A 20,834-nucleotide genomic window follows, 5' to 3' on the forward strand; every position below is an offset into this window, starting at 1 on the left:
GCCCTCGCGGACCCGGCCGCCGGGCCGGGTCCGCGTGCTTCCCACGATAATGCGGAGACACGGACATGATTCCCGTCCTTGATCCCTTGAGCACGAACCGCGCCCGCCGCCGGTTGCCGAACCGGGCTGGCGCCAGCCTGAAGCCGGAGCACGTCGACCACATATTGAGCCGCGGCGCGGACATCGGCTTCTTCGAGGTCCATGCCGAGAACTATATGGGTGAGGGCGGTCTGCCCCATGCCCAGCTCGCCGCCATCCGCGAGCGCTACCCGCTATCCCTGCACGGCGTCGGTCTTTCGATCGGGAGCCCGGGACGCCTCGACAGGGAGCATTTGCGGCGTCTGCGCCGGCTCATCGACCGCTATCAGCCCGAGACGTTCTCCGAGCATCTCGCCTGGTCGAGCCATGGCGACATCTTCCTCAACGACCTGCTGCCGCTGCCCTATACACGGCGGACACTGAAATGCGTCGCCGACCATGTCGACGAGGTCCAGGAGACGTTGGGGCGGCCGATGCTGCTGGAGAACCCCTCGACCTATCTGGTGTTCGAGGAGAGCGACATCATTGAAACCAACTTCCTGCGGGAGATTTCGGAGCGCACGGGCTGCGGACTGCTGCTCGATGTTTCCAACGTTCTCATCTCGGCGGCCAATCACGACACCTCGCCAGAGGACTATATCGACCACTTCCCACTGGAGCGGGTCGGCGAAATTCATCTGGCCGGCCATGAGGTGGCGGAGGACGGTGCTGGTCGGCCCTTGCTGATCGACACGCATGACCGGCCGGTCGCGGACGTGGTCTGGCAGCTCTATGCGCGGGCGATCCGTCGCGCCGGGGCACGGCCGACTCTGATCGAATGGGATGCCGAGCTGCCATCCTGGCCAGTGCTGGCGGAGGAAGCGGCCCTGGCGGACGCCGTGATGCTGGCCGCCTTGCCGGCCGGCACGCTGTGAGGCGCGCCATGCAGAGCGACGTCCAGGTTCACATGCGGCGCGCCTTGCTGGACCCCGCCGCGCCGGTGCCCGCGGGAATCGGCCCTTACGCGGAGCCGGCTCTCGACCGACGCTTCGCGGTGTATCGAAACAATGTCGCGGCGAGCCTCATCGAGGCGATGGTCCAGCGCTTCCCGGCGGTCTGCGCCATCGTCGGCGACGAGTTTTTCCGGGCGATGGCGCGGAGTTTCGTGTTCGCCTCGCCGCCGCGCTCGCCGGTGCTGTTGAGCTATGGGGAGGCCTTTCCGGATTTCCTCGAAAGCTTCGCGCCGGTCGCCGGACTGCCGTATCTCGCCGACGTCGCCCGGCTGGAAATCGCGCGCGGGCAGGCTCATCACGCCGCGGATGCTGCCCCGGTCACGGCCGAGGCCTTGGCGGCGCTCGATCCACACCGTCCGGGCGTCCGTGTCGGGATCCACCCGGCGGTGCGCCTGATCCGCTCGGCTTATCCGATGGTCACGCTCTGGGCGATGAATGCCGGTGAGCAGACCCCGGCTGCGATCGACGACTGGAGCGCCGAGGACGCCGTGGTCGCCCGGCCGGCGCATCGCGTCCTGGTGCATCGCCTGCCGCCGGGCGGCTTCACCTTTCTTCAGGCACTCCGGGACGGAGTGGCGCTGGAAGCCGCGATGATGGCCGCCTTCGCCGTCTCTGACCAATTCGATGCGTCAGCAGCTGTTGCCGATCTCGTCGGCTTCGGCCTTGCGACGTCCCTCGTCCAGAACAGGAGTTGACCATGAGCCTCGTTTCGACGAGCCGGGTGTTCGATCCGGCACGACTCGCGCTGCGCCTTTTCGGGGGCGTCTCGCGACTCTTCGAGCGCATTCCGCATTCGCTGCTGGCACTGATCGCCCGACTCTCGATCGCGTCGGCATTCTGGGCCTCGGCGCGCACCAAGGTCGAGGAGGGGACGCTGTTCACCCTGTCCGACAATGCCGTCTATCTGTTCCGTGAGGAATATCGGCTGCCATTGTTGCCGCCAGAGATTGCCGCGCAACTTGCTCTCTTCAACGAGCACGCCATGCCGATCCTGCTGGTGCTTGGCCTCGCCAGCCGCTTCGCGGCCGCCGTACTGCTTGCAATGACCCTGGTGATCCAGCTCTTCGTCTATCCGGACGCCTATAGTGTGCACGGCCCGTGGGCGGTGTGCCTGCTCTATCTGATGAAGTACGGTGCGGGCGGCGTGTCCCTTGACTACCTGATTTCCCGACGCGTCGAAGAGGGCAGGTAGGACGGTTTATGTGTTCATGGGGCAGCGACGACAGGTCGTCGATGTCGGAGCAACCGGCCCAACTGGCTCTCACCATATGGGGCCGCGCCAATTCCGTGAACGTCTGGCGGATTGTCGAGGCAAATCTATCCGGTCGCCGTCATGCAACGGGTGATGATTTTACGTCAGCCGATATCTGCCTCGGCGCCTGCGCGCACAGGTGGTTCGGTTTCGTCGGGATAGACAAGCCCTTTTCGCGGAGAGTATTGACGGCGCGGATCGCGAACCATGGTCCTCTCTCCTAATGATTGTGATGGGAGGGAAACGGAAGGGCTGATGGTTCGGTTCCCAAGCCACACCATTCGGCGGCGGTAGGCGCGGTGCCGGCGGGATACTCGCCCGAAAACTTTGAATGAGCGAGCATCCCAATTGTGAATATCGGCTCAAACGCTATAGCGGTCTCTCTCTCGCGTCACTTCATCGGCAGTGTAGGCGGGCGAGTCGGGATTGAACCGCGTCCACCCCTCTTCGCGATAGGTGCGCTCCCGATCGGAGACATCAGCGGCGCCATCGCTGTGCAGTATAGCCTGCGCCTCCGCGGCCCTATCGTCGTCGACGCGCGCGGATACAAGGGTGCCCCCGCGTCGGACGCCTTCGGCGTAGACATTGGCTTCGTTTTCCGGAACGCCTTCCGAGGTCATTGCACCAACGACGCCGCCCACTGCGCCGCCAGCGACCGCGCCGGCGACGGCGCCTGCTGCGGTGGCGGCCAGCCAACCGGCTGCCACCACCGGTCCGATTCCGGGAATAGCGAGCACTCCAAGTCCGGCGAGAAGGCCGCCGGCTCCGCCCACAGCGGCACCCACCCCCACGCCCATAGCCGCATCTTCTCCGGCTTCGCTCGCGCGGCCTGAACTGTCGATGCGAGTGCCGTCGGCGTTATTTGCCATGACGCTGATGTTGGCGCGGTCGATGCCAAGGCTCTGCAGCCGATTAGCGGCGGAAAGCGCATCGTCGTAAGTGTCAAATAGTCCTGAAACTGTGGTCATGTCATTCTCTCCCATCAACATGTTGGTGTCCTCAATTCGGGAACACGTTGCCCTGGTAATCGAGCGCGACATCGACGGCGGCGCCGGCCTTCATGCCTTTGCCTCGCCAGACACCATCGTTGTCTTTCGCGAGACCGTTCACGTTGGTGAACCCCTTGGCCTCAATTCGTGTCTTCGCCTGGCTTTCGGTGAAGCTGTTAGCCCCCTTCGCGGGCATCGCGGGTCTATTGGTGTCCGGATTGTTCGTCGCCGGAGTTGCAGGATCCGGATTAGCCGCAGGAGCCTGCGCAAGAGCCGCGACGCCAGACATGGCAAGGGCGGCCGCGGCAATGAAGACGCGTTTCATATCTTCCATCCGATTGTTCAGAAAATGTACAGATTGAACCATCGCTAAGCAGAATAGTTCCTGCGTGCTGATTTGTTTTCGGGACGGGGTGGGGGCATTATTTGTCGCAATACCGTCAGAGACGGATTTAACCGACAGGGTCGCAGATCATATTCACGATTTATCTTCCCGGAAGTTTCGTTTGAGGCCGCCAAATTCCCGCTCAACAAGTGGCCGGAAGCCGACATGATGTTGAGGCTTCACCTAGCTGCCCGCTAGGCGGCCTTGGGGCACGTGAAGGCGAGGGCGCCCGGAGGCGTTCCGGGCCGCATTCATCAAAGCAGCCGACCGGGCGCAGATCCTTGCGCCTGATCCGGAGAGGTACAGTATCACACTACCGGGACACATCGGGCGGTGATGGGCTCGGCGGTGGAAGCGCCAACGAGGCATGGAACAACAAAAGGGGCTACGCGTTTGTGTGATGCAGCCGCCTCATCCGCGGCGGCGCCCCAAATACCCCATAAGTCCCGAGGTCCCCGCCTCGGGGCTTTTTTCTTGGATTCTGGGTGGCTCGTGCACTCCCGTCCACGACCTCCTCGACTTCCTTCAATCCCCAATTCGCCAACGAACGGCGCCACTCGGTGGTGACGCTCGAATCGTTGACAACTTCGGAAACAAAATTACGCACGCGAGCAATTCTCGGAAACACTTCGACATTCCAGGGAAATCTAGCCACCGCACACTGCTTTCTGCGCGGCGCCATGCGGTAGTGCATCGCGCGATTTGCAGAGCACAAGGCGATGGAATTCTGCTCGTGAAGCCCTACATGCCGCCAACCTTCAAGAAGGTGATGGCATTGTCCTCGGTCACGCCTGCGCCCGTCTCACGGTCGTCGGCGTCACCCCCTGACGAAAAGAAAGATGGGTCGGACGATAAGCGTTCGCCGACGGTATCAGAAGCACGATGACTGCGGCGGTTCTGCAACACTTAAAGACGGTTCGCGTAACGGCAGTCGGATCCTCGTTGACCCAAATGTTTCCATTCCGCAACCTTAGCAGGCTAAGGTTGCAATCGATTTGGGGGCCTGCCAATGAAAGCCTACACTGCACCTCGCCTGGTGAAAGCCGGCAAGCTCTCCTCTGTCACCGCTGGCGCCAACTTCTCCGGCAAGAAGGGCAAAGTCATCGATGAGATGTAGCCAACATGGCTCACCCGGCCGAGCGGCCGGGTGAGCTGCTGTCCGACCATGTCCGCGACGGCCCTCGTGGGCCGAGGTATTATCAACGATCCGCGGCAGCATGAATGCCCGCGCCCAAAATCGATCGGGGTACCTATCCTGGGTGCCCGTCATGCGATTGTCGGGCGCAACGATGTTTTCGGAGACATGGCGTGTCATACGCCGGGCCGTGGAAGCCTGGCGAAAGCGCCGCATTCGGCTCCCTCCTATTTTGTCATTCCGATAGAGCGCGCAGCAAGCTCGCTCTTACCCCGCACTCCGATTGCGGTCGCCAGCGCGCCTGCGGCCATCGAAGTGGCCGGCTCGATGCAATCCGACTGGGCTGGGATGCCGGCCGTTGCATGGGCCGGCGATCAGCCGAGGGGCTTCGCCCGCTACGGCGAAACTGGTGGCGAGGGTGACGAACTGAAGTAACGCTTTCAGCGAGCCTCGCAGCTCGCTGTGATGCAGGACACCCGGAAGCCGTGAGGGCTACCGAGTGTAGGCGGCTCCGTCAGGTGATGTGCCCGCGCGCCACGACCGCCCAGGTGCCGGTGAGCCGGCCGCCTTCCACGACATGGACCTCGTCGACCATGTTGGTGACTACACAGGCATGGTTCGGCACGACGCGGACCGTCTCGCTCACGATGAGGCCGATCGGCCCCTCGCTGACCAGCCGGCCGTGCTCCTCGGACAACTGGTCGATGGCGATGTCCGGCCGGCCGAGCACATGGCCGTAGCCGGTAAGGCCCAGGAGGTCGGAGGTCAGCGTCTTGCTGCCGGCATCGATGATGGCACGGTTGGCCGCCGGGACGGAAACGACGGTGGCGAGCACGGTGAGCGCGCAGTCCTCCCAGCCGCAGACGCCGCGCGCGACCAGCGAGCGGTCATTATAGACATAGGTCCCTGGGCGGTACTCCGTCGTCACCGGGGCCTGCGCGGCCGACATCATCGAGGGCGTGCCGCCTGAGGTGATCACCTCGACCGGCAAGCCTTCCGCCTCGATCAGCATCTTCGCCTTCGTCATGAAGGTCTCGACTGCCGCCACGCCATTGGCGGGGGGATAGGTCATCAGCCCGCCGAAGCGGAGCCCGGGCGATGCAGCGATGCGGCGGGCGAGCGCGGCCGCCTCCTCCGGCGTCGCCACGCCGCAGCGGTCGGCGCCGGTATTGCACTCGACGAGAACCCTCAGCGGCGAAGGCTCGGCGGCGAAAGCCGAAGACAGCCCCTCGACCACCGCCGCGCTGTCCGCGACCACACCGAGCGTAACGCGCCGCGCCAGCGCCGCGAGGCGGGAAAGCTTCTCCGCGCCGACGATATTGTAGGTGATCAGTACGTCGGAGAGGTCCGGCGCGCCGGCGACCATCGCCTCCGCCTCGGAGACCTTCTGGCAGGTGATGCCGACCGCACCGGCCGCAAGCTGCATCCGAGCGATGGCCGGCAGCTTGTGCGTCTTGATGTGCGGGCGGACCGTCAACCCATGCGCATCGGCATAGTCCTGGAACCGCCGGATGTTGCGGCGGGCAATATCGAGGTCGATCAGCACCGCCGGGGTGCTCGGGCCGGCGGGGCGCTGCGTCGGGTCGGCCATGGACATCCTCGGTCAGGAAGGCGGGCAGGAAGTGGCGCGGCGGGGACGACGCGGCGTGGGGCGCGCTGCCCAAGTTCCGCCTTGACAAGGCTATGTGCCGTGCGACTGAATACGTCAATCCGATAATTTGGACATATATCCAGTATATTGGACAACAAGGACAACCAAAGGGGAATCTGCATGAGCATGACTCTTCGCGCCGGCGCCATCGCGCTGGCCTCGGCAATCCTTCTCTCCGCCACACCGGGCTTCGCGCAGCAGCAGTCCGGGAGCACGCTCGACAAGATCCTGGCCCGCGGCCACCTGATCGTCGGCAGCGGCAGCACCAACCCGCCCTGGCACTTCAAGGGCGCGGACGACAAGCTGCAGGGCTTCGACATCGACATGGGCCACATCATCGCCAAGGCGCTGTTCGACGACCCGAACAAGGTCGAGTACGTCAACCAGTCCTCGGACGCCCGCATCCCCAACATCACCACCGGCAAGGTCGACATCACCTGCCAGTTCATGACGGTGACCGGCGCGCGCGCCCAGCAGGTCGCCTTCACGATTCCCTATTACCGGGAAGGCGTCGGCCTGATGATGAAGGCGGGCGGTCCCTATGCAGACTTCGCCGCGCTGAAGGCGGCGGGCGCCAAGGTCACCATCGCGGTGCTGCAGAACGTCTATGCCGAGGCCATGGTGCACGCGGCGCTGCCCGAGGCGAAGGTCGACCAGTACGACTCCCAGGACCTCATCTATCAGGCGCTGAATTCCGGCCGCGCCGACGCGGTCGCCACCGACCAGTCCTCCATCGCCTGGTTCATGACGCAGAACCAGGGTCGCTATGTCGACGCCGGCTATGGCTGGAACCCGCAGACCTATGCCTGCGCGGTCAAGCGCGGCGACCAGGACTGGCTGAACTTCGTCAACACGGCGCTGCATGAGGCGATGACGGGCGTCGAGTTCGACACCTACGCCAAGTCCTTCAAGACCTGGTTCGGCAAGGACCTGCCGCCGCCGCAGATCGGCTTCCCGATCGAGTTCAAGTGATGCGTCCCGGAGGAAGGGCATGCCGCCCCTTCCTCCGCCCCTACCCGGTGTCAGGATCCCTCGATGGGGTATACGCTCAATTTCGCCGCGGTCTGGCGCAGCTTCGACGATCTTCTGCTCGGACTGCTGCTCAGCCTCCAGCTGGCGATCGTCTCGTTGCTTATCGGTGCCGTCATCGGGCTCGCCGTGGCGTTCGCGCTGACCGGCGGGCCGGTGTGGGTCCGCCGCCCGGCCGGCTTCTACGTCACGCTGATCCGCAACCTGCCGATCCTCGTGCTGGTGCTCTTCACCTATTTCGCCCTGCCTCAGCTCGGCCTGCGGCTCGACAAGATATCGAGCTTCGTGGCGACGCTCTCGATCTATTCCGGCGCATACCTCGCGGAGGTGTTCCGTGCTGGATTGCTGATGGTGCCCAACGGCCTGCGCGAGGCGGGGCTCGCCATCGGCCTCACGCCGATGCAGATCCGCTTCTCCATCGTGATGCCGCTAATGTTCCGCAACGTGCTGCCGTCGCTGTCCTCGACGATGATCTCGCTGTTCAAGGACACCTCGCTGGCTGCGGCCATCGCCGTGCCGGAGCTCACCTTCGAGGCACGCAAGATCAATGTCGAAAGCTTCCGCGTTGTCGAGGTGTGGATCGTCGCCTCCGGCCTCTACGTCGCGACCTGCGCCGTGCTCGCCGCCCTGATGCGGCTGGTCGAGCGCCGGCTCTCGGTGCCGAGGTGAGCCGATGAGCGATCTCTCCATCTTCCTCGACGAGGTCTGGATCGCGCGGTTCGCCCTGCTGAAGGGCCTGGGCGTGACCGTTTCGATCTCGCTGCTGTCGATCCTAGTCGGCTCCGCCCTCGGCGTGCTGGTCGGGCTCTGCCTCACCTACGGCCACCCCGTGGTCCGCCTCATCGTGCGTGCGTACACCGATTTCGTGCGCGGCACGCCGGTGCTCGTCCTGGTGCTGGCGAGCTACTACATCCTCTCCACCGTCGGCATCGATCTCGGGCCGTTCCAGGCCGGTGTGCTGGCCCTCTCGGTGTTCTGCTCCTCGCATGTCGGCGAGATCGTGCGCGGCGCGCTGCAGGCGGTCCCGCACGGGCAGACCGAGGCGGCGAAGGCGATCGGTCTGACCTTCGGCCAGACCTTCACCTCCGTGCTGTGGCCGCAGGCGCTGCGGCAGGTGCTGCCGACCTGGGTCAACACCGCCGCCGAGATGGTGAAGGCCTCGACCCTGCTCTCGGTCATCGGGGTGGCGGAGCTATTGCTGCGCACGCAGGAGATCATCTCGCGCAACTTCCTGAGCCTGCAGTTCTATTTCCTCGCCGGCTTCCTCTATTTCGTCATCAATTATGGCATCGAGCGCCTCGGCAAATATGTCGAGCGCAAGACCGCCGTTCCGTCATGAGGGCAGCCGCGATGGGCAAGCCGCTTCTCGAAATCCAGAACCTGCACAAGCGCTATGGCGCGGTCGAGGTGCTGAAGGGCGTCGACTGCACCATGCACCAGGGCGAGGTGATCTCCATCATCGGCTCGTCAGGCTCGGGCAAGACCACGCTGCTGCGCTGCATCAACATGCTCGAGGAGTTCCAGGGCGGGCGCATCCTGCTGGAAGGCGAGGAGATCGGCTACGAGGAGACGCCCGCGGGGCGCCGCCGCAAGAGCGAGAAGCACATCGCCCGCCAGCGCGCGCTCACCGGCATGGCCTTCCAGCAGTTCAACCTGTTCCCGCATCTGACGGCGGCCGGCAATATCATGCTCGGCCTCGTCAAGGTGAAGAAGATGGCTCGCGAAGAGGCCCGAGCGCTGGCCGAGACCTGGCTCGCCCGCGTCGGGCTCGCCGAGCGTGCCGACCGCTATCCGGGCCAGCTCTCCGGCGGCCAGCAGCAGCGTGTGGCCATCGCCCGCGCCATCGCCATGAACCCGCGCCTCATGCTGTTCGACGAGGTGACCTCCGCGCTCGACCCGGAACTGGTCGGCGAGGTGCTTCAGGTCATCAAGGCGCTGGCCGCGGACGGCATGAGCATGCTGCTCGTCACCCACGAGATGCGCTTCGCCTTCGAGGTCTCCAGCCGGGTCATCTTCATGAACAAGGGGGTGATCGGCGAGGAGGGCGATCCGAAAGACATGTTCGTCAGGCCGAAGACCGAACGGCTGGCGGAATTCCTGAAGTCTTCGAGTTTCAACTGAATGAGCAGGTTCGCATGACCATCACACGATACGGCGCCGGCGAGACCGGTGCGGGCGGCCAGGCGCTGCCCTTCGCCCGAGCCGTCCAGGCCAATGGCTGGCTCTATGTGTCCGGCCAGGTGGCGATGAAGAAGGGCGAGATCGTCTCCGGCGGCATCATCCCCGAGAGCCGCAAGGCGATCGAGAACATGATCGCCATCCTCAAGGAGGCGGGCTACGGGATCGAGGACATCGTGCGGATCGGGGTCTGGCTCGACGACCCACGCGACTTCTGGAGCTTCAATGGCGTCTATGCCGAGTATTTCGGGAACCATCCGCCGGCACGCGCTTGCGTCCAGTCCAGCATGATGGTCGATTGCAAGGTCGAAATCGACTGCGTCGCCTACCGCGCGGACAAGGTCTGAAACACGATCCGCCCGGGTGAGATCATCCGAGCGGATCGTGCTCTATGTTCAATATGTTGGAATAAGATCTCGTCGCAAAAGCCTTCCCGTTTTTGCTGATCGTGCTCCAGCCCGTCGGGGAGTTTCCCCGGCCCTGTGAATGACGGAGACGATGATGAAGGGTGTGGCCGCGGATCCTGTCGCGAAGCGCACGCGCGGCCTCGACCGTGCCTTCGAGATCCTCGAATTCCTGCGCGGCCGGCGCCAGCCGATGCGGCCGAACGAGATCGCGAGCGCGATCGGCGCGCCGCGCTCCTCGGTCTATGAGCTCGTCAATCTGCTGCTGCGCCACGGCATGCTCGAATATTCGGGCGGGGACGGGCGGGTCTTCCTCGGCCGCAGGCTCTATTTCCTCGGCACGGCCTATTCCGCGCAGTTCGACCTGATGCGCGAATGCGCCGCGCTGCTGGAGCGCCTCGCCGAGGAGACTCGCGAGACCTCCCAGATGTGCATGCTGGACGGCAACAAATACACCGTCGCCATGATGCGCGAGGGCGTGCGCACCTTCCGTATCTCGTCCGATGTCGGCGAGCTCGTTCCGATCCCGTGGACGGCGTCCGGCCGCCTGCTCGTCAGCCATATGAGCGACGCGGAGATCCTCGATTTCATCCCGCCGGGGGATTTCATCCTGCCCAATGGCCGAGAACTCGATCCGGCCCAGTTCATCGCCGAGGTCCGGCGGGCGATGGCGGACGGCTATTTCACCTTCAACAGCACGGTGGAGAACTTCACCTATTGCTTCGCTGTTCCGGTGTTCCAGGCGGACGGCGTCTGCATCGCCACATTGTGCCTCGTCACCCCCAGGGAAGACGGATTGCGGCATCGCGACCCCTATCTCGGCAGCCTGCTCACGGCAGCCGGCGAGTTGTCGGAGCAGCTCGGCTACCTTGCCGCGGACAAGGGATCACGCCGCCCGGCTGGCGCCGGAGCGCTGCGCCCGGCCGGGGAGCCGGCCCGCCGCAAGCTTTGACGGAACGGCTCACCCGCCCGGATGTTCGCCAAGGCGCGCCTCGATGCGCGCGGTCCTGCGGGCCGCGGCGACGAAGGCGGCGATGAAGACCATGCTGAGCAGCAGCACGATGGTCGGCCCCGGCGTCACCGTTCGTTGAATGTCTGCTTGTGGGCATTGTTCGAACGTCAGGAAACGGCGCATCCCGCGGGTCAGGGAAGGCCGCAGACCGGGACCGCTGCCTTGCGGCCAGCCGTGAACAGCACCAGCGACAGACCGGACGCGGCCGCCACGGCGCCTGCGACGGCGACGGCGGGGTAGCCCAGCCCGCCGGCGATGACCGCGCCACCCAGCGCCGCGCCCACGGCGTTGCCAAGGTTGAAGGCGCCGATATTTACCGATGAGGCGAGGTTCGGCGCATCCGATGCGGCGGCCATCACTCGCATCTGCAGCGGTGGCACCAGCGCGAAGCTCGCCACCCCCCACAGGAAGATCAGGACGGCGCTGGGCGCGGCGAACGGCATCGCCGCGGCGAAGGCCACCAGCAGAGCGATCAGCGCGGCCAGTGTGACGATAAGCGTACGGTCCACCGAGCGGTCGGCGAACCGGCCACCCAGCCAGTTGCCGAAAGTGAGACCGACACCATAGGTCACCAGCATAGCCGTGACGAAGCCGATGGAAGCCTGCGTCTCCTGCTGCAGGATCGGTGCGATATAGGTGAACACCGTGAACATGGCGGTAGAGCTCAGCACGGTGAGAGCCAGCGCCAGCAGCACCGGGGGGCGGCCGAGCACCTTCAGTTCCGAGATCATGTCGCCGGCCGCTTCAGCTGGAGTATTGGGAAGCGTCAGCCGCAGCGATGTCATGGCGACAACGCCGAGCACTGCGATGCCCCAGAACGCCGCGCGCCAACCGATCAGGTCGCCGGCCCAGGTGGCCAACGGCACGCCGACGACATTGGCAGTGGTCAGGCCCATGAACATGGCGGCGACCGCGCCGGCACGCCTGTTTTCCGGCACCAGGCTGGCCGCGACGATTGAGCCGACACCGAAGAAGGCGCCGTGGTTCAGCGAGGTGATCAGCCGCGCCGCCAACAGCATCTCGTAGCTGGTCGACAGCGCCGCCATGAGGTTGCCGATGGTGAAGATCGCCATGAGGCTGATCAGCAAAGCACGGCGCGGCACCCGGCCGGTCGTGAGCGTCATCAGTGGCGCACCCAGCATGACGCCGACGGCATAGGCGCTGATCAGCAGTCCGGCACTGGGGATCGACACGCCAAGATCGCCGGCGATCACCGGCAGCAGGCCCATCGGCGCGAATTCAGTCACGCCGATGCCGAATGCGCCCGCGGCCAGCGCGAGAAGAGGTGGATTGAGTTTCATGGCGAGATCGCTCAAGGGGATTGAGGGGCACTTGGGATTGCATTTCCCCAGTGAGATGGACGGTCCCCTCGTCACAGAGTAGGCCTGTCACAGGCCAAGTATTTTTGATCTGGGTGCAAAGATGGTGATGGAGGGTGCGGACCGCGCACGGGAGCTCGCAGTCTTCTCCACGATTGCGCGCACGGGCAGCTTCTCCGCCGCTGGCCGCTCGCTTGGCCTCACGCCATCAGCGGTCAGCCGGACCATTGACCGAATCGAGGCGCGTCTGGGCGTGCGATTACTTATCAGGACGACCCGCGCGCTGACCCTGACGGCGGAGGGCCAGAGCTATCTCAGCGCCGCCCGGCGCATCCTGGCGGACCTCGACGAGGCGGAGCGGGTCGTCGCTGATCAGGGCGCACCGCGCGGACGGCTGCGGGTGAGCGCTGCCCTCTCGCATGGCCGTCTTTGCGTCGTGCCTTTGCTGGGCGATTTCGTCCGCCAGTATCCGCATATCCTCGTCGATCTGAGCCTGACGGACACGGTCGTCAACGTCGCAGCGGGCCAAGCGGATGTTGCGATCAGGTTCGGTCCGCTGGCGGACAGCGCGTTGACGGCGCGGCGGATCGGCGAGACCGGTCGCTGCGTCGTGGCCTCGCCCGCCTATCTGACGCGGCACGGCACACCGCGGGTGCCGGAGGACCTGCTCCAGCACAATTGCCTGAACTTCAATTTCCGCCGTGCCGAGCCGGGATGGCCGTTCCGCCGGGAAGGGCGCGATTATGCACTGACCGTGACCGGGACCATCGAAGCCAATAATGGCGAGACACTGGGACAGCTTGCATTGGACGGCGTGGGAATAACGCGCGTCGGCAATTTCGGCGTCGCCAACGACATCGCGGCCGGCCGTCTCGTATCCCTCCTGGAAGCCTTCAATCCGGGCGACGTTGAGCCGATCCATGCCGTCTTTGTTGGCGGCGCCAACATGCCCGCGCGCGTGCGCGTCTTCGTCGACTATCTGGCCGAACGCCTACGCTGAAGTCGTCCATCTGAACCATCATTCTTGCCAAAGCTGGGAAGGCGTCATTGCGCGGCATTCCATCTTCCACTCTACCCGCACGATTGGTGGGCGACGGGCGGCTAACTAGAATGAAGTCGCGGACTTCGCTGTTGCCGCAAAAGATGAAGACTATATCGCCCTCATCGGCGACGCTCAGGTGAAGCAATTGTCGAAGCGATTTCAGAGGTAGGTTCTGTGCTTCATCGAGAATGACAACTGGCGTGCTGTAGTAAAATTTGAGGAGCCGGCTTTCAACGTCGTGGATGCTGCCACCGGGAACGACGCCGAGTTCATCACATAGGGCTCTCAGGAGGGCTTGGAGCGACCCGCTGAGCACTTGCGTGACCGTAAAGAGGTGAGCGGCGAGCGGCTGTTGAGGTCGCCGCGCTGAGGCTTGTGCTCATAGAGCGTCAGGCACGCGGCTATCTGAATACGCAAATCCTGGAGCGTTCCGGGGAACGGCTCGGTCGGGCACTCGACCTTGGCGGTCTTTTTGTTCGTGCGGTCGCCGCCTGCCCAGCCGAGGAGGGCGCAGAAGTAGCGTTGTTCCAGGATGCCGAAGATGCCTTCAATGGCCTTTGCAGAGGCGTTGCAAGGGCGGGCGCGTACGATCTGGGACGAGCGCTCGCCACCGCCATACTCAACGCGTTCCACAAGCTTCATGGCGTCGTCGGCGAAATCCGCTCAACCGTATTCCGATTCGTTGTCCAGATAGAGGCCACGTGGCATGCCCCACGCCGGATCCTGCGTCATTCGGATGAAGCTGGCGATCACGTCGGCATTGCGAATGCCCTCGCCCTTGCCGAGAAGGAGGAGATCGAGGCGTATCCGGTTTGTCGCCTGATCCAGCCATGCAATGGCTTTCGGCCAAGCCTCCGAACCGTCTTCGCGGAGCATTACCATATCGAGGTGATGGACATCGCCGACGACGAGCTGCATGGGCTCCATGCCGACCCGTGTCCGCCGAATGCGCGGCCGCGCATCTTCATATGCCTTACCGTCGCGATTGATGACGGCGACAGCACGGAACTGCGCTTCCTGTTGTCCGTTTGACGAAGGCCCATCCTCTTCATTTTCAATGGCTTCGTGTCGCGGAACGACAAAAAGCGTTGGTGATCAGAACGACAACAATCGTTTGCGCCTCCATCATCGCCATTTCGACCGTGTCGCATAAGAACATATTGCGAACTGAGAACAAAAAGGGTACAGGTATCTCAATCCCTGAACAGCTCATTTTCAACGCCCCCTTGCATGCGACACGGAGCCCAGCAATGACTCAAGCGACGTTGCGACTCGTCGAAGGATCTTCCATGGACAAGGCCAAGGCGCTGGATGCAGCGCTCACCCAGATCGAGCGGCATTTCGGCAAAGGCTCGATCATGCGGCTCGGCAAAAACGACAAGGTCATGGAGATCGAGACGGTCTCGACCGGCTCGCTCGGGCTTGATATCGCGCTCGGCGTCGGCGGCCTGCCGCGCGGGCGCGTGGTCGAGATCTTTGGACCGGAATCTTCCGGCAAGACCACGCTGGCGCTGCACACCATTGCCGAGGCCCAGAAGAAGGGCGGCATCTGCGCCTTCATCGACGCCGAGCACGCGCTCGATCCGATCTATGCCCGCAAGCTCGGGGTCGATCTCGACAATCTCTTGATCTCCCAGCCGGATGCCGGTGAGCAGGCGCTGGAGATCGCCGACACTCTGGTGCGCTCCGGCGCGGTCGATGTGCTGGTGGTGGATTCGGTGGCCGCGCTCACTCCGCGCGCCGAGCTCGACGGCGAGATGGGCGACAGCCAGCCCGGCATGCAGGCGCGGCTGATGAGCCAGGCACTGCGCAAGCTCACCGCCTCGATCTCCAAGTCCAACACCATGGTGATCTTCATCAACCAGATCCGCATGAAGATCGGGGTGATGTACGGCAGCCCGGAGACCACGACGGGCGGCAACGCGCTGAAATTCTATGCCTCGGTCCGGCTCGATATCCGCCGCATCGGCTCGATCAAGGAGCGCGACGAGGTGGTCGGCAACCAGACCCGAGTCAAGGTGGTGAAGAACAAGCTGGCGCCGCCGTTCAAGCAGGTCGAGTTCGACATCATGTATGGCGAGGGCGTCTCCAAGATGGGCGAACTGATCGACCTCGGCGTGAAGGCCGGCGTGGTCGAGAAGTCCGGCGCCTGGTTCTCCTATGACAGCCAGCGCCTCGGCCAGGGCCGCGAGAACGCCAAGAACTTCCTGCGTCAGAATCCCGACGTCTCCGGCCGTATCGAAGCGACCATCCGCCAGAATGCCGGCCTCATCGCCGAGCAGATCCTCGCCGGCAGCGGCGAAGAGGATGACAGCGACGGCGACGGCGAATGAAGGGCGGGCGGGGCGACGGATCGGTGGGGTGAGCGACGCCGCCTTTCTGGACAAGCTTTTGACGCGTCGTTAGAACCGGGGCTCGCGCCTCGTGCGCGGGCCGGTGGTCGTTCCTCGCCGGTTATCTGGTAACCGGCGGACTTGGGTTCGATGAGCGGCGTCAACGAGATTCGATCGACCTTCCTCGACTATTTTGCGAAGAACGGCCATCAGGTCGTTGAATCTTCGCCGCTCGTGCCGCGCAACGACCCGACATTGATGTTCACCAATGCCGGGATGGTGCAGTTCAAGAACGTCTTCACCGGCATCGAAAAGCGTCCCTATTCGCGCGCGGCGACGTCGCAGAAGTGCGTGCGCGCCGGCGGCAAGCACAACGACCTCGACAATGTGGGCTACACCGCGCGGCACCACACCTTCTTCGAGATGCTCGGCAATTTCTCCTTCGGCGACTATTTCAAGGAGAATGCGATCGAGTTCGCCTGGAACCTGATCACCCGCGAATTCGAGCTGCCGGTCGATCGCCTGCTGGTGACGGTCTATCACGAGGATGACGAGGCGTTCGATCTGTGGCGGCGCATTGCCGGCCTGCCGGAATCCAAGATCATCCGCATCGCCACCTCCGACAATTTCTGGCAGATGGGCGATACCGGCCCCTGTGGCCCGTGCTCGGAGATCTTCTACGACCACGGCCCGCACATTCCCGGCGGCCCGCCCGGCTCGGCGGACGCCGATGGCGACCGCTTCATCGAGATCTGGAACCTCGTCTTCATGCAGTTCGAGCAACTGCCGGGCGGCGAGCGCATTAACCTGCCGCGGCCCTCGATCGATACCGGCATGGGGCTGGAGCGCATCTCGGCGGTGCTGCAGGGCACCCACGACAATTACCAGACCGACCTGATGCGCGCGCTCACCGGCGCGGTGGCCGACCTCACCAATGTCGAGGATGACGGCCCGATGAAGGCGAGCCATCGCGTCATCGCCGACCATCTGCGCGCCGCGACCTTCCTGGTCGCGGACGGTGTACTGCCGTCCAATGAGGGGCGCGGCTATGTGCTGCGCCGGATCATGCGCCGCGCCATGCGCCATGCCGAGCTGCTCGGCGCCCGCGATCCCCTGATGTACCGTCTGGTGCCGGTGCTGGTGCGCGAGATGGGCCGCGCCTACCCGGAGATCGTGCGGGCGGAATCGCTGGTCACCGAGACGCTGAGGCTGGAGGAGACCCGATTCCGCAAGACGCTGGAGCGTGGCCTCGCCATCCTCGAAAGCGAGAGCGAAGGCCTCGGCGAGGGGGCGAGCTTCTCCGGCGAGACCGCCTTCAAGCTCTATGACACCTATGGCTTCCCGCTCGATCTGACCCAGGACGCGCTGCGTGCCCGTGGCATCACCGTCGACTTGCCGGCCTTCGACACCGCCATGGAGCGCCAGCGCACCGAAGCGCGCGCTTCCTGGGCGGGTTCGGGCGAGGCGGCGACCGACACGGTGTGGTTCGGCGTGCGCGAGAAGGTGGGTGCGACCGAGTTCCTCGGCTATGGCACCGAGAGCGCCGAAGGCACGGTGACGGCGCTGATCTTCGACGGCGCCCCGGTCGAGGTGCTGGCGGCCGGCACGCGCGGCCTCGTGGTGCTGAACCAGACGCCGTTCTATGGCGAATCCGGTGGCCAGGTCGGCGACAGTGGCCGCATGGTCGGCGAGAACGGCGTCGAGGTGCGTGTGCTCGACACCCAGAAGAAGCTCGGCGACATCTTCGTCCACGAGGTCGAGGTGGAGAGCGGCACGCTGAAGCTCGGTGATCCGCTGGCTCTCACCGTCGACGCCGAGCGGCGCGGCGCGATCCGCGCCAACCATTCCGCGACGCATCTGCTGCACGAGGCGCTGCGTCGCGTGCTGGGCGACCATGTCGCGCAGAAAGGCTCGCTGGTCGCGCCGGAGCGGCTGCGTTTCGACTTCAGCCATCCCAAGCCTCTGGACGAGGCCGAACTCGCCGCGGTGGAGGACATCGCCAACCGCATGGTGCTGCGCAACGAGCCGGTCGAGACCCGGCTGATGGCGGTCGACGATGCCGTTACCTCCGGGGCGCGGGCGCTGTTCGGCGAGAAATATGGCGACGAGGTTCGCGTCGTCTCGATGGGCACCGATCCCGGCAATGGCGCGCCGTTCTCGGTGGAGCTGTGCGGCGGCACCCATGTGAGCCGCACCGGCGACATCGGCATCGTCACCGTGCTCGGCGAGAGCGCGGTTGGCGCCGGGGTGCGTCGCATCGAGGCGATGACCGGCAACGGCGCGCGCCGCCACCTCAATGCCGAGAGCCGGGCACTGCACGCCGCGGCGGCGCAGCTCAAGGCGCCGGTTGGTGAGCTCGAGGCGCGCGTCGCCCAGCTCGTCGAGGAGCGCCGACGTCTGGAGCGCGAGCTCGGCGATGCCAAGCGCCGGCTTGCCATGGGCGGTGGCGAGGCGGCGGAAGAGCCGGTGCGCACCGCGGGTGCGGTCAAGCTGCTGGCGCGGCAGGTCTCCGGTATCGACCTCAAGGATCTGAAGAGCCTCGCCGATGAGGGCAAGAAGCGCATCGGCTCCGGCGTCGTCGCCATCGTCGCGGTGACGGAGGAGGGCCGGGCGGGCCTGGTGGTCGGTGTTACCGATGATCTCGCCGGCCGTTACGACGCGGTGGCGCTGGTACGCCGCGGCGCCGAGGCGCTCGGCGGCAAGGGTGGCGGCGGGCGCGCGGACATGGCGCAGGCCGGCGGCCCGGACGGCGCGCGTGCCGCCGAAGCGCTGGCGGCGATCGAAGCTGCGGTGGCGGAAGTCTAGGTCACATACCCATAAAGGGATTCCCTGCGGCTCGGTGTTCTGATTCATTGATCTCAGCCTTGGAGGTTGAGATGGCGCGATTTGACCTGACGGATTTCGAGTGGTCGGTGATCGAGCCACTTCTGCCGACGAAGGTGCGCGGGGTTGCACGCGTGGATGACCGTCGCGTTCTGAACGGCATCTTCTGGCGCCTGCGCACCGGGGCGCCATGGGCCGATATCCCTTCGCGCTATGGCCCTCATACGACCTGCGTGAACCGCTTCAACCGGTGGCGCAAGGCCGGCCACTGGGCGCGCATTCTGAAAGCCGTATCAGCTGCTTACGATGGCGATATCCAGATGATCGACGCCTCGTCGATCCGCGTTCACCAGCATGCCGCCAACGGCCAAAAAAAGACGAGCGATCCCGTTGCATGGGTCGCTCGCGCGGCGGCCTGACCACCAAGATCCACGCGCTCGTCGACGCCGAAGGCCGCCCGATCCGCCTGAAGCTCACCGAGGGCCAAGCTCACGACGGGCGCTCGGCCACCGACATGCTGGACGCGGTCGAGCCGGGAAACATCCTTCTCGCCGACAGGGCCTATGACAGCGACGCCTTGCGAGACGAGATGGCTGGGCGCGGCGCATGGGCCAATGTTCGCGCCATGCCCAACAGGGTCAAAACCCTCGCCTTCAACGCCTGGCTCTACCGCCAACGCAACGCTGTCGAGCGCTTCTTCAACAAACTCAAACACTTCAGGGCCGTCGCCACCCGCTACGACAAGCGAGACGACAATTTCCTCGCCTCAATCCAGCTCGCTTCAATTCGCATCTGGCTGCGAAGTTATGAGTCGGTCACCTAGGGCCCTTTCCGTCCGCGCGGAATCGTGCGAACGATAGAAAGTGCTCTAGATTCAACAGGCTGGAGCAGGTCCTAGTTGCCGCAGGGGAGCGGCCATGACGCGTAGCGGGTCTCGGCGGCAAAGTATGGGCGCGAGGCTCCGGCATGTCGTCCGGACGTTCGTCAAGAATTGGCCGGTCGGCCGGCTGCGGCGGCGCTGCTACGAGGTGCTGGAACGGGATTCCGCGCGCGACAAGCTCGCCGAGCGGATCAATCTCGCGCTCATCGCGCTCATCGTCGCCAATGTGGCTGCCGCGGTGCTGGAAACGGTGCCGGAACTGTTCCTGCGCGACCGGCCGGAATTCCATGCGCTTGAGCTGGTGTCACTGGTCGTATTCGCCGTGGAGTATGCGCTGCGGATCTGGGTGGCGCCGGAAAACCCGCGCTATCGCGGCCTGTCCAAGCGAGCGGCGCGCCGCCGCTATGTGGTGACGCCGACGGCGCTGATCGATCTCGTCGCCTGGCTGCCCTTCGTACTCGGCCCGCTCCTGGGCTTCGACTTGCGCACCCTCGCTATATTGCGGCTGCTGCGCTTCGTGAAGCTGGTGCGGTATTCGCCGGGCCTGCAGTCGCTGCTGGAGGTGCTGCGCAGCGAGCGCCAGTCGCTGGTTGCCTGCCTGTGGCTGGTCGCGGGGGCAGTGCTGGTTTTCGCCTCCGCCATGTATCTGGCGGAAGGCACGGTGCAACCGGACAAGTTCGGCTCGATCCCGGCCGCCATGTGGTGGGCGATCACCACCGTGACCACGGTCGGCTACGGCGATGCCTTTCCGGTAACGGTGATCGGCCGCATGATCGGCGCCTGCACCATGCTTACCGGCATCATCATGATCGCGCTGCCGGTCGGCATCACCGCCACCGCCTTCGTCGAGGTGATCAAGCGGCGTGATTTCATCGTCACCTGGGGCATGGTCGCCCGGGTGCCGCTGTTCGCCGACCTCGATGCCGCCGGTATCGGCGAAATCCATCGGCTGCTCTCCTCCCATATTGCGGAGAATAACGACGTGATCGTGCGCAAGGGCGATGTCGGCCGCTGCATGTATTTCATCGCCTCCGGCGAGGTCGAGATCGAATTGCCGGGCGGCCCGCTGATGATCGGGGAGGGCGATTTCTTCGGTGAGCTCGCGCTGATCCGGCACACCTTGCGCACCGCGACAGTCCGGGCGCGCGGCCGCTGCATGCTGCTGGTGCTGGACGGCGCGCATCTCGACGAGTTGATGCACAACCGTCCGGAGATCGGCCACCGCATCCGCGCCCACGCCAGGCGGGCGGATGCGCCGGAGCCGGTCGCGCCGAAGGGAGATATCGCCGCCGTCGAGATGGAGTCGGCTGTCGTCGTGGAATCATCGTCGCCGCAGGAGGCCAAAGGCTGATTCCAACCCGCGAACATGAA

General features: G+C 64.9%; 21 protein-coding genes. 14 read left to right on the plus strand and 7 right to left on the minus strand.

Annotation, left to right across the window (positions count from 1 at the left end):
• Window positions 1–65: 65 nt before the first annotated feature.
• The 3 genes from G3545_RS00970 to G3545_RS00980 are packed head-to-tail and all read left to right on the plus strand — an operon-like array spanning window position 66 to window position 2,223.
• Window positions 66–953 (plus strand): DUF692 domain-containing protein, encoded by an 888-nt coding sequence (locus G3545_RS00970; protein ID WP_170009064.1) that lies wholly within the window; start codon window positions 66–68, stop codon window positions 951–953.
• An 8-nt stretch (window positions 954–961) separates the two neighbouring features.
• Window positions 962–1,726 carry a DNA-binding domain-containing protein gene (locus tag G3545_RS00975; RefSeq protein WP_170009065.1) on the plus strand — a complete coding sequence of 255 codons (765 nt, stop codon included), beginning with the start codon at window positions 962–964 and terminating at the stop codon, window positions 1,724–1,726.
• Window positions 1,727–1,728: 2 nt separating this feature from the next.
• Complete coding sequence (locus tag G3545_RS00980; RefSeq protein ID WP_170009066.1) at window positions 1,729–2,223, plus strand: DoxX family protein; 495 nt, start codon at window positions 1,729–1,731, stop codon at window positions 2,221–2,223.
• A gap of 422 nt (window positions 2,224–2,645) precedes the next feature.
• On the opposite strand, the gene G3545_RS00985 is transcribed toward G3545_RS00980, so the two are convergent.
• From G3545_RS00985 to G3545_RS00995, 3 genes are all read right to left on the minus strand, one after another.
• Window positions 2,646–3,251, minus strand: coding sequence for a hypothetical protein (locus G3545_RS00985; protein WP_170009067.1), 606 nt, complete (start codon window positions 3,249–3,251; stop codon window positions 2,646–2,648).
• Between the two features lie 31 nt (window positions 3,252–3,282).
• Window positions 3,283–3,597: a PepSY domain-containing protein gene (locus tag G3545_RS00990; RefSeq protein ID WP_170009068.1), complete on the minus strand. Its 315-nt coding sequence runs from the start codon at window positions 3,595–3,597 to the stop codon at window positions 3,283–3,285.
• 1,709 nt (window positions 3,598–5,306) lie between these two features.
• Window positions 5,307–6,383 carry a D-TA family PLP-dependent enzyme gene (locus G3545_RS00995; protein WP_170009069.1) on the minus strand — a complete coding sequence of 359 codons (1,077 nt, stop codon included), beginning with the start codon at window positions 6,381–6,383 and terminating at the stop codon, window positions 5,307–5,309.
• Between the two features lie 180 nt (window positions 6,384–6,563).
• On the opposite strand from G3545_RS00995, the gene G3545_RS01000 reads away from it, so the two are divergent.
• From G3545_RS01000 to G3545_RS01025, 6 genes are all read left to right on the plus strand, one after another.
• A complete protein-coding gene (locus G3545_RS01000) occupies window positions 6,564–7,415 on the plus strand; it encodes a transporter substrate-binding domain-containing protein (RefSeq protein ID WP_170009070.1) in 852 nt (283 codons plus the stop codon).
• Window positions 7,416–7,478: 63 nt separating this feature from the next.
• Window positions 7,479–8,141 carry an amino acid ABC transporter permease gene (locus G3545_RS01005; RefSeq protein ID WP_170009071.1) on the plus strand — a complete coding sequence of 221 codons (663 nt, stop codon included), beginning with the start codon at window positions 7,479–7,481 and terminating at the stop codon, window positions 8,139–8,141.
• A 4-nt stretch (window positions 8,142–8,145) separates the two neighbouring features.
• Window positions 8,146–8,811 carry an amino acid ABC transporter permease gene (locus G3545_RS01010; protein WP_170009072.1) on the plus strand — a complete coding sequence of 222 codons (666 nt, stop codon included), beginning with the start codon at window positions 8,146–8,148 and terminating at the stop codon, window positions 8,809–8,811.
• 11 nt (window positions 8,812–8,822) lie between these two features.
• Window positions 8,823–9,593: an amino acid ABC transporter ATP-binding protein gene (locus tag G3545_RS01015; RefSeq protein ID WP_170009073.1), complete on the plus strand. Its 771-nt coding sequence runs from the start codon at window positions 8,823–8,825 to the stop codon at window positions 9,591–9,593.
• A gap of 14 nt (window positions 9,594–9,607) precedes the next feature.
• Complete coding sequence (locus G3545_RS01020) at window positions 9,608–9,997, plus strand: RidA family protein (RefSeq protein ID WP_170009074.1); 390 nt, start codon at window positions 9,608–9,610, stop codon at window positions 9,995–9,997.
• A gap of 154 nt (window positions 9,998–10,151) precedes the next feature.
• Window positions 10,152–11,006, plus strand: a complete 855-nt coding sequence (locus tag G3545_RS01025) for an IclR family transcriptional regulator (protein WP_170009075.1) — start codon at window positions 10,152–10,154, stop codon at window positions 11,004–11,006.
• A gap of 9 nt (window positions 11,007–11,015) precedes the next feature.
• Here G3545_RS01025 and G3545_RS01030 read toward each other — a convergent pair whose 3' ends face one another.
• A complete protein-coding gene (locus G3545_RS01030) occupies window positions 11,016–11,189 on the minus strand; it encodes a hypothetical protein (protein ID WP_170009076.1) in 174 nt (57 codons plus the stop codon).
• 8 nt (window positions 11,190–11,197) lie between these two features.
• Window positions 11,198–12,367, minus strand: coding sequence for an MFS transporter (locus G3545_RS01035; RefSeq protein ID WP_170009077.1), 1,170 nt, complete (start codon window positions 12,365–12,367; stop codon window positions 11,198–11,200).
• A 121-nt stretch (window positions 12,368–12,488) separates the two neighbouring features.
• Between G3545_RS01035 and G3545_RS01040 the strand changes: the two genes are divergently transcribed.
• A complete protein-coding gene (locus G3545_RS01040; RefSeq protein WP_170009078.1) occupies window positions 12,489–13,385 on the plus strand; it encodes a LysR family transcriptional regulator in 897 nt (298 codons plus the stop codon).
• 327 nt (window positions 13,386–13,712) lie between these two features.
• Here the strand turns inward: G3545_RS01040 and G3545_RS01050 are convergent, their stop codons facing one another.
• Both G3545_RS01050 and G3545_RS01055 read right to left on the minus strand, forming a co-directional pair.
• Window positions 13,713–14,069 carry a hypothetical protein gene (locus G3545_RS01050; RefSeq protein ID WP_170009080.1) on the minus strand — a complete coding sequence of 119 codons (357 nt, stop codon included), beginning with the start codon at window positions 14,067–14,069 and terminating at the stop codon, window positions 13,713–13,715.
• Between the two features lie 21 nt (window positions 14,070–14,090).
• Window positions 14,091–14,345 carry a hypothetical protein gene (locus tag G3545_RS01055; RefSeq protein ID WP_170009081.1) on the minus strand — a complete coding sequence of 85 codons (255 nt, stop codon included), beginning with the start codon at window positions 14,343–14,345 and terminating at the stop codon, window positions 14,091–14,093.
• A gap of 332 nt (window positions 14,346–14,677) precedes the next feature.
• Here G3545_RS01055 and recA point away from each other — a divergent pair, with 332 nt between their 5' ends.
• The 4 genes from recA to G3545_RS01075 all read left to right on the plus strand — a co-directional run bounded on the left by recA (window position 14,678) and on the right by G3545_RS01075 (window position 20,814).
• On the plus strand, window positions 14,678–15,760 hold the full coding sequence (gene recA / locus G3545_RS01060; protein ID WP_170009082.1) for a recombinase RecA: 1,083 nt from the start codon (window positions 14,678–14,680) through the stop codon (window positions 15,758–15,760).
• Between the two features lie 150 nt (window positions 15,761–15,910).
• A complete protein-coding gene (alaS, locus tag G3545_RS01065; protein ID WP_170009083.1) occupies window positions 15,911–18,565 on the plus strand; it encodes an alanine--tRNA ligase in 2,655 nt (884 codons plus the stop codon).
• 71 nt (window positions 18,566–18,636) lie between these two features.
• Window positions 18,637–19,406, plus strand: a protein-coding gene (locus G3545_RS01070; protein ID WP_170009084.1) for an IS5 family transposase whose coding sequence is annotated in 2 segments (ribosomal slippage) — window positions 18,637–18,951 and window positions 18,954–19,406 — 768 coding nt in all. Because the reading frame shifts where the segments join, the coding sequence is not laid out codon by codon here.
• Between the two features lie 124 nt (window positions 19,407–19,530).
• Window positions 19,531–20,814: a cyclic nucleotide-gated ion channel gene (locus tag G3545_RS01075; protein ID WP_170009085.1), complete on the plus strand. Its 1,284-nt coding sequence runs from the start codon at window positions 19,531–19,533 to the stop codon at window positions 20,812–20,814.
• Window positions 20,815–20,834 lie beyond the last annotated feature (20 nt).

The organism is Starkeya sp. ORNL1, assembly GCF_012971745.1.
In the GTDB taxonomy this organism is placed as follows: Bacteria; Pseudomonadota; Alphaproteobacteria; order Rhizobiales; family Xanthobacteraceae; genus Ancylobacter.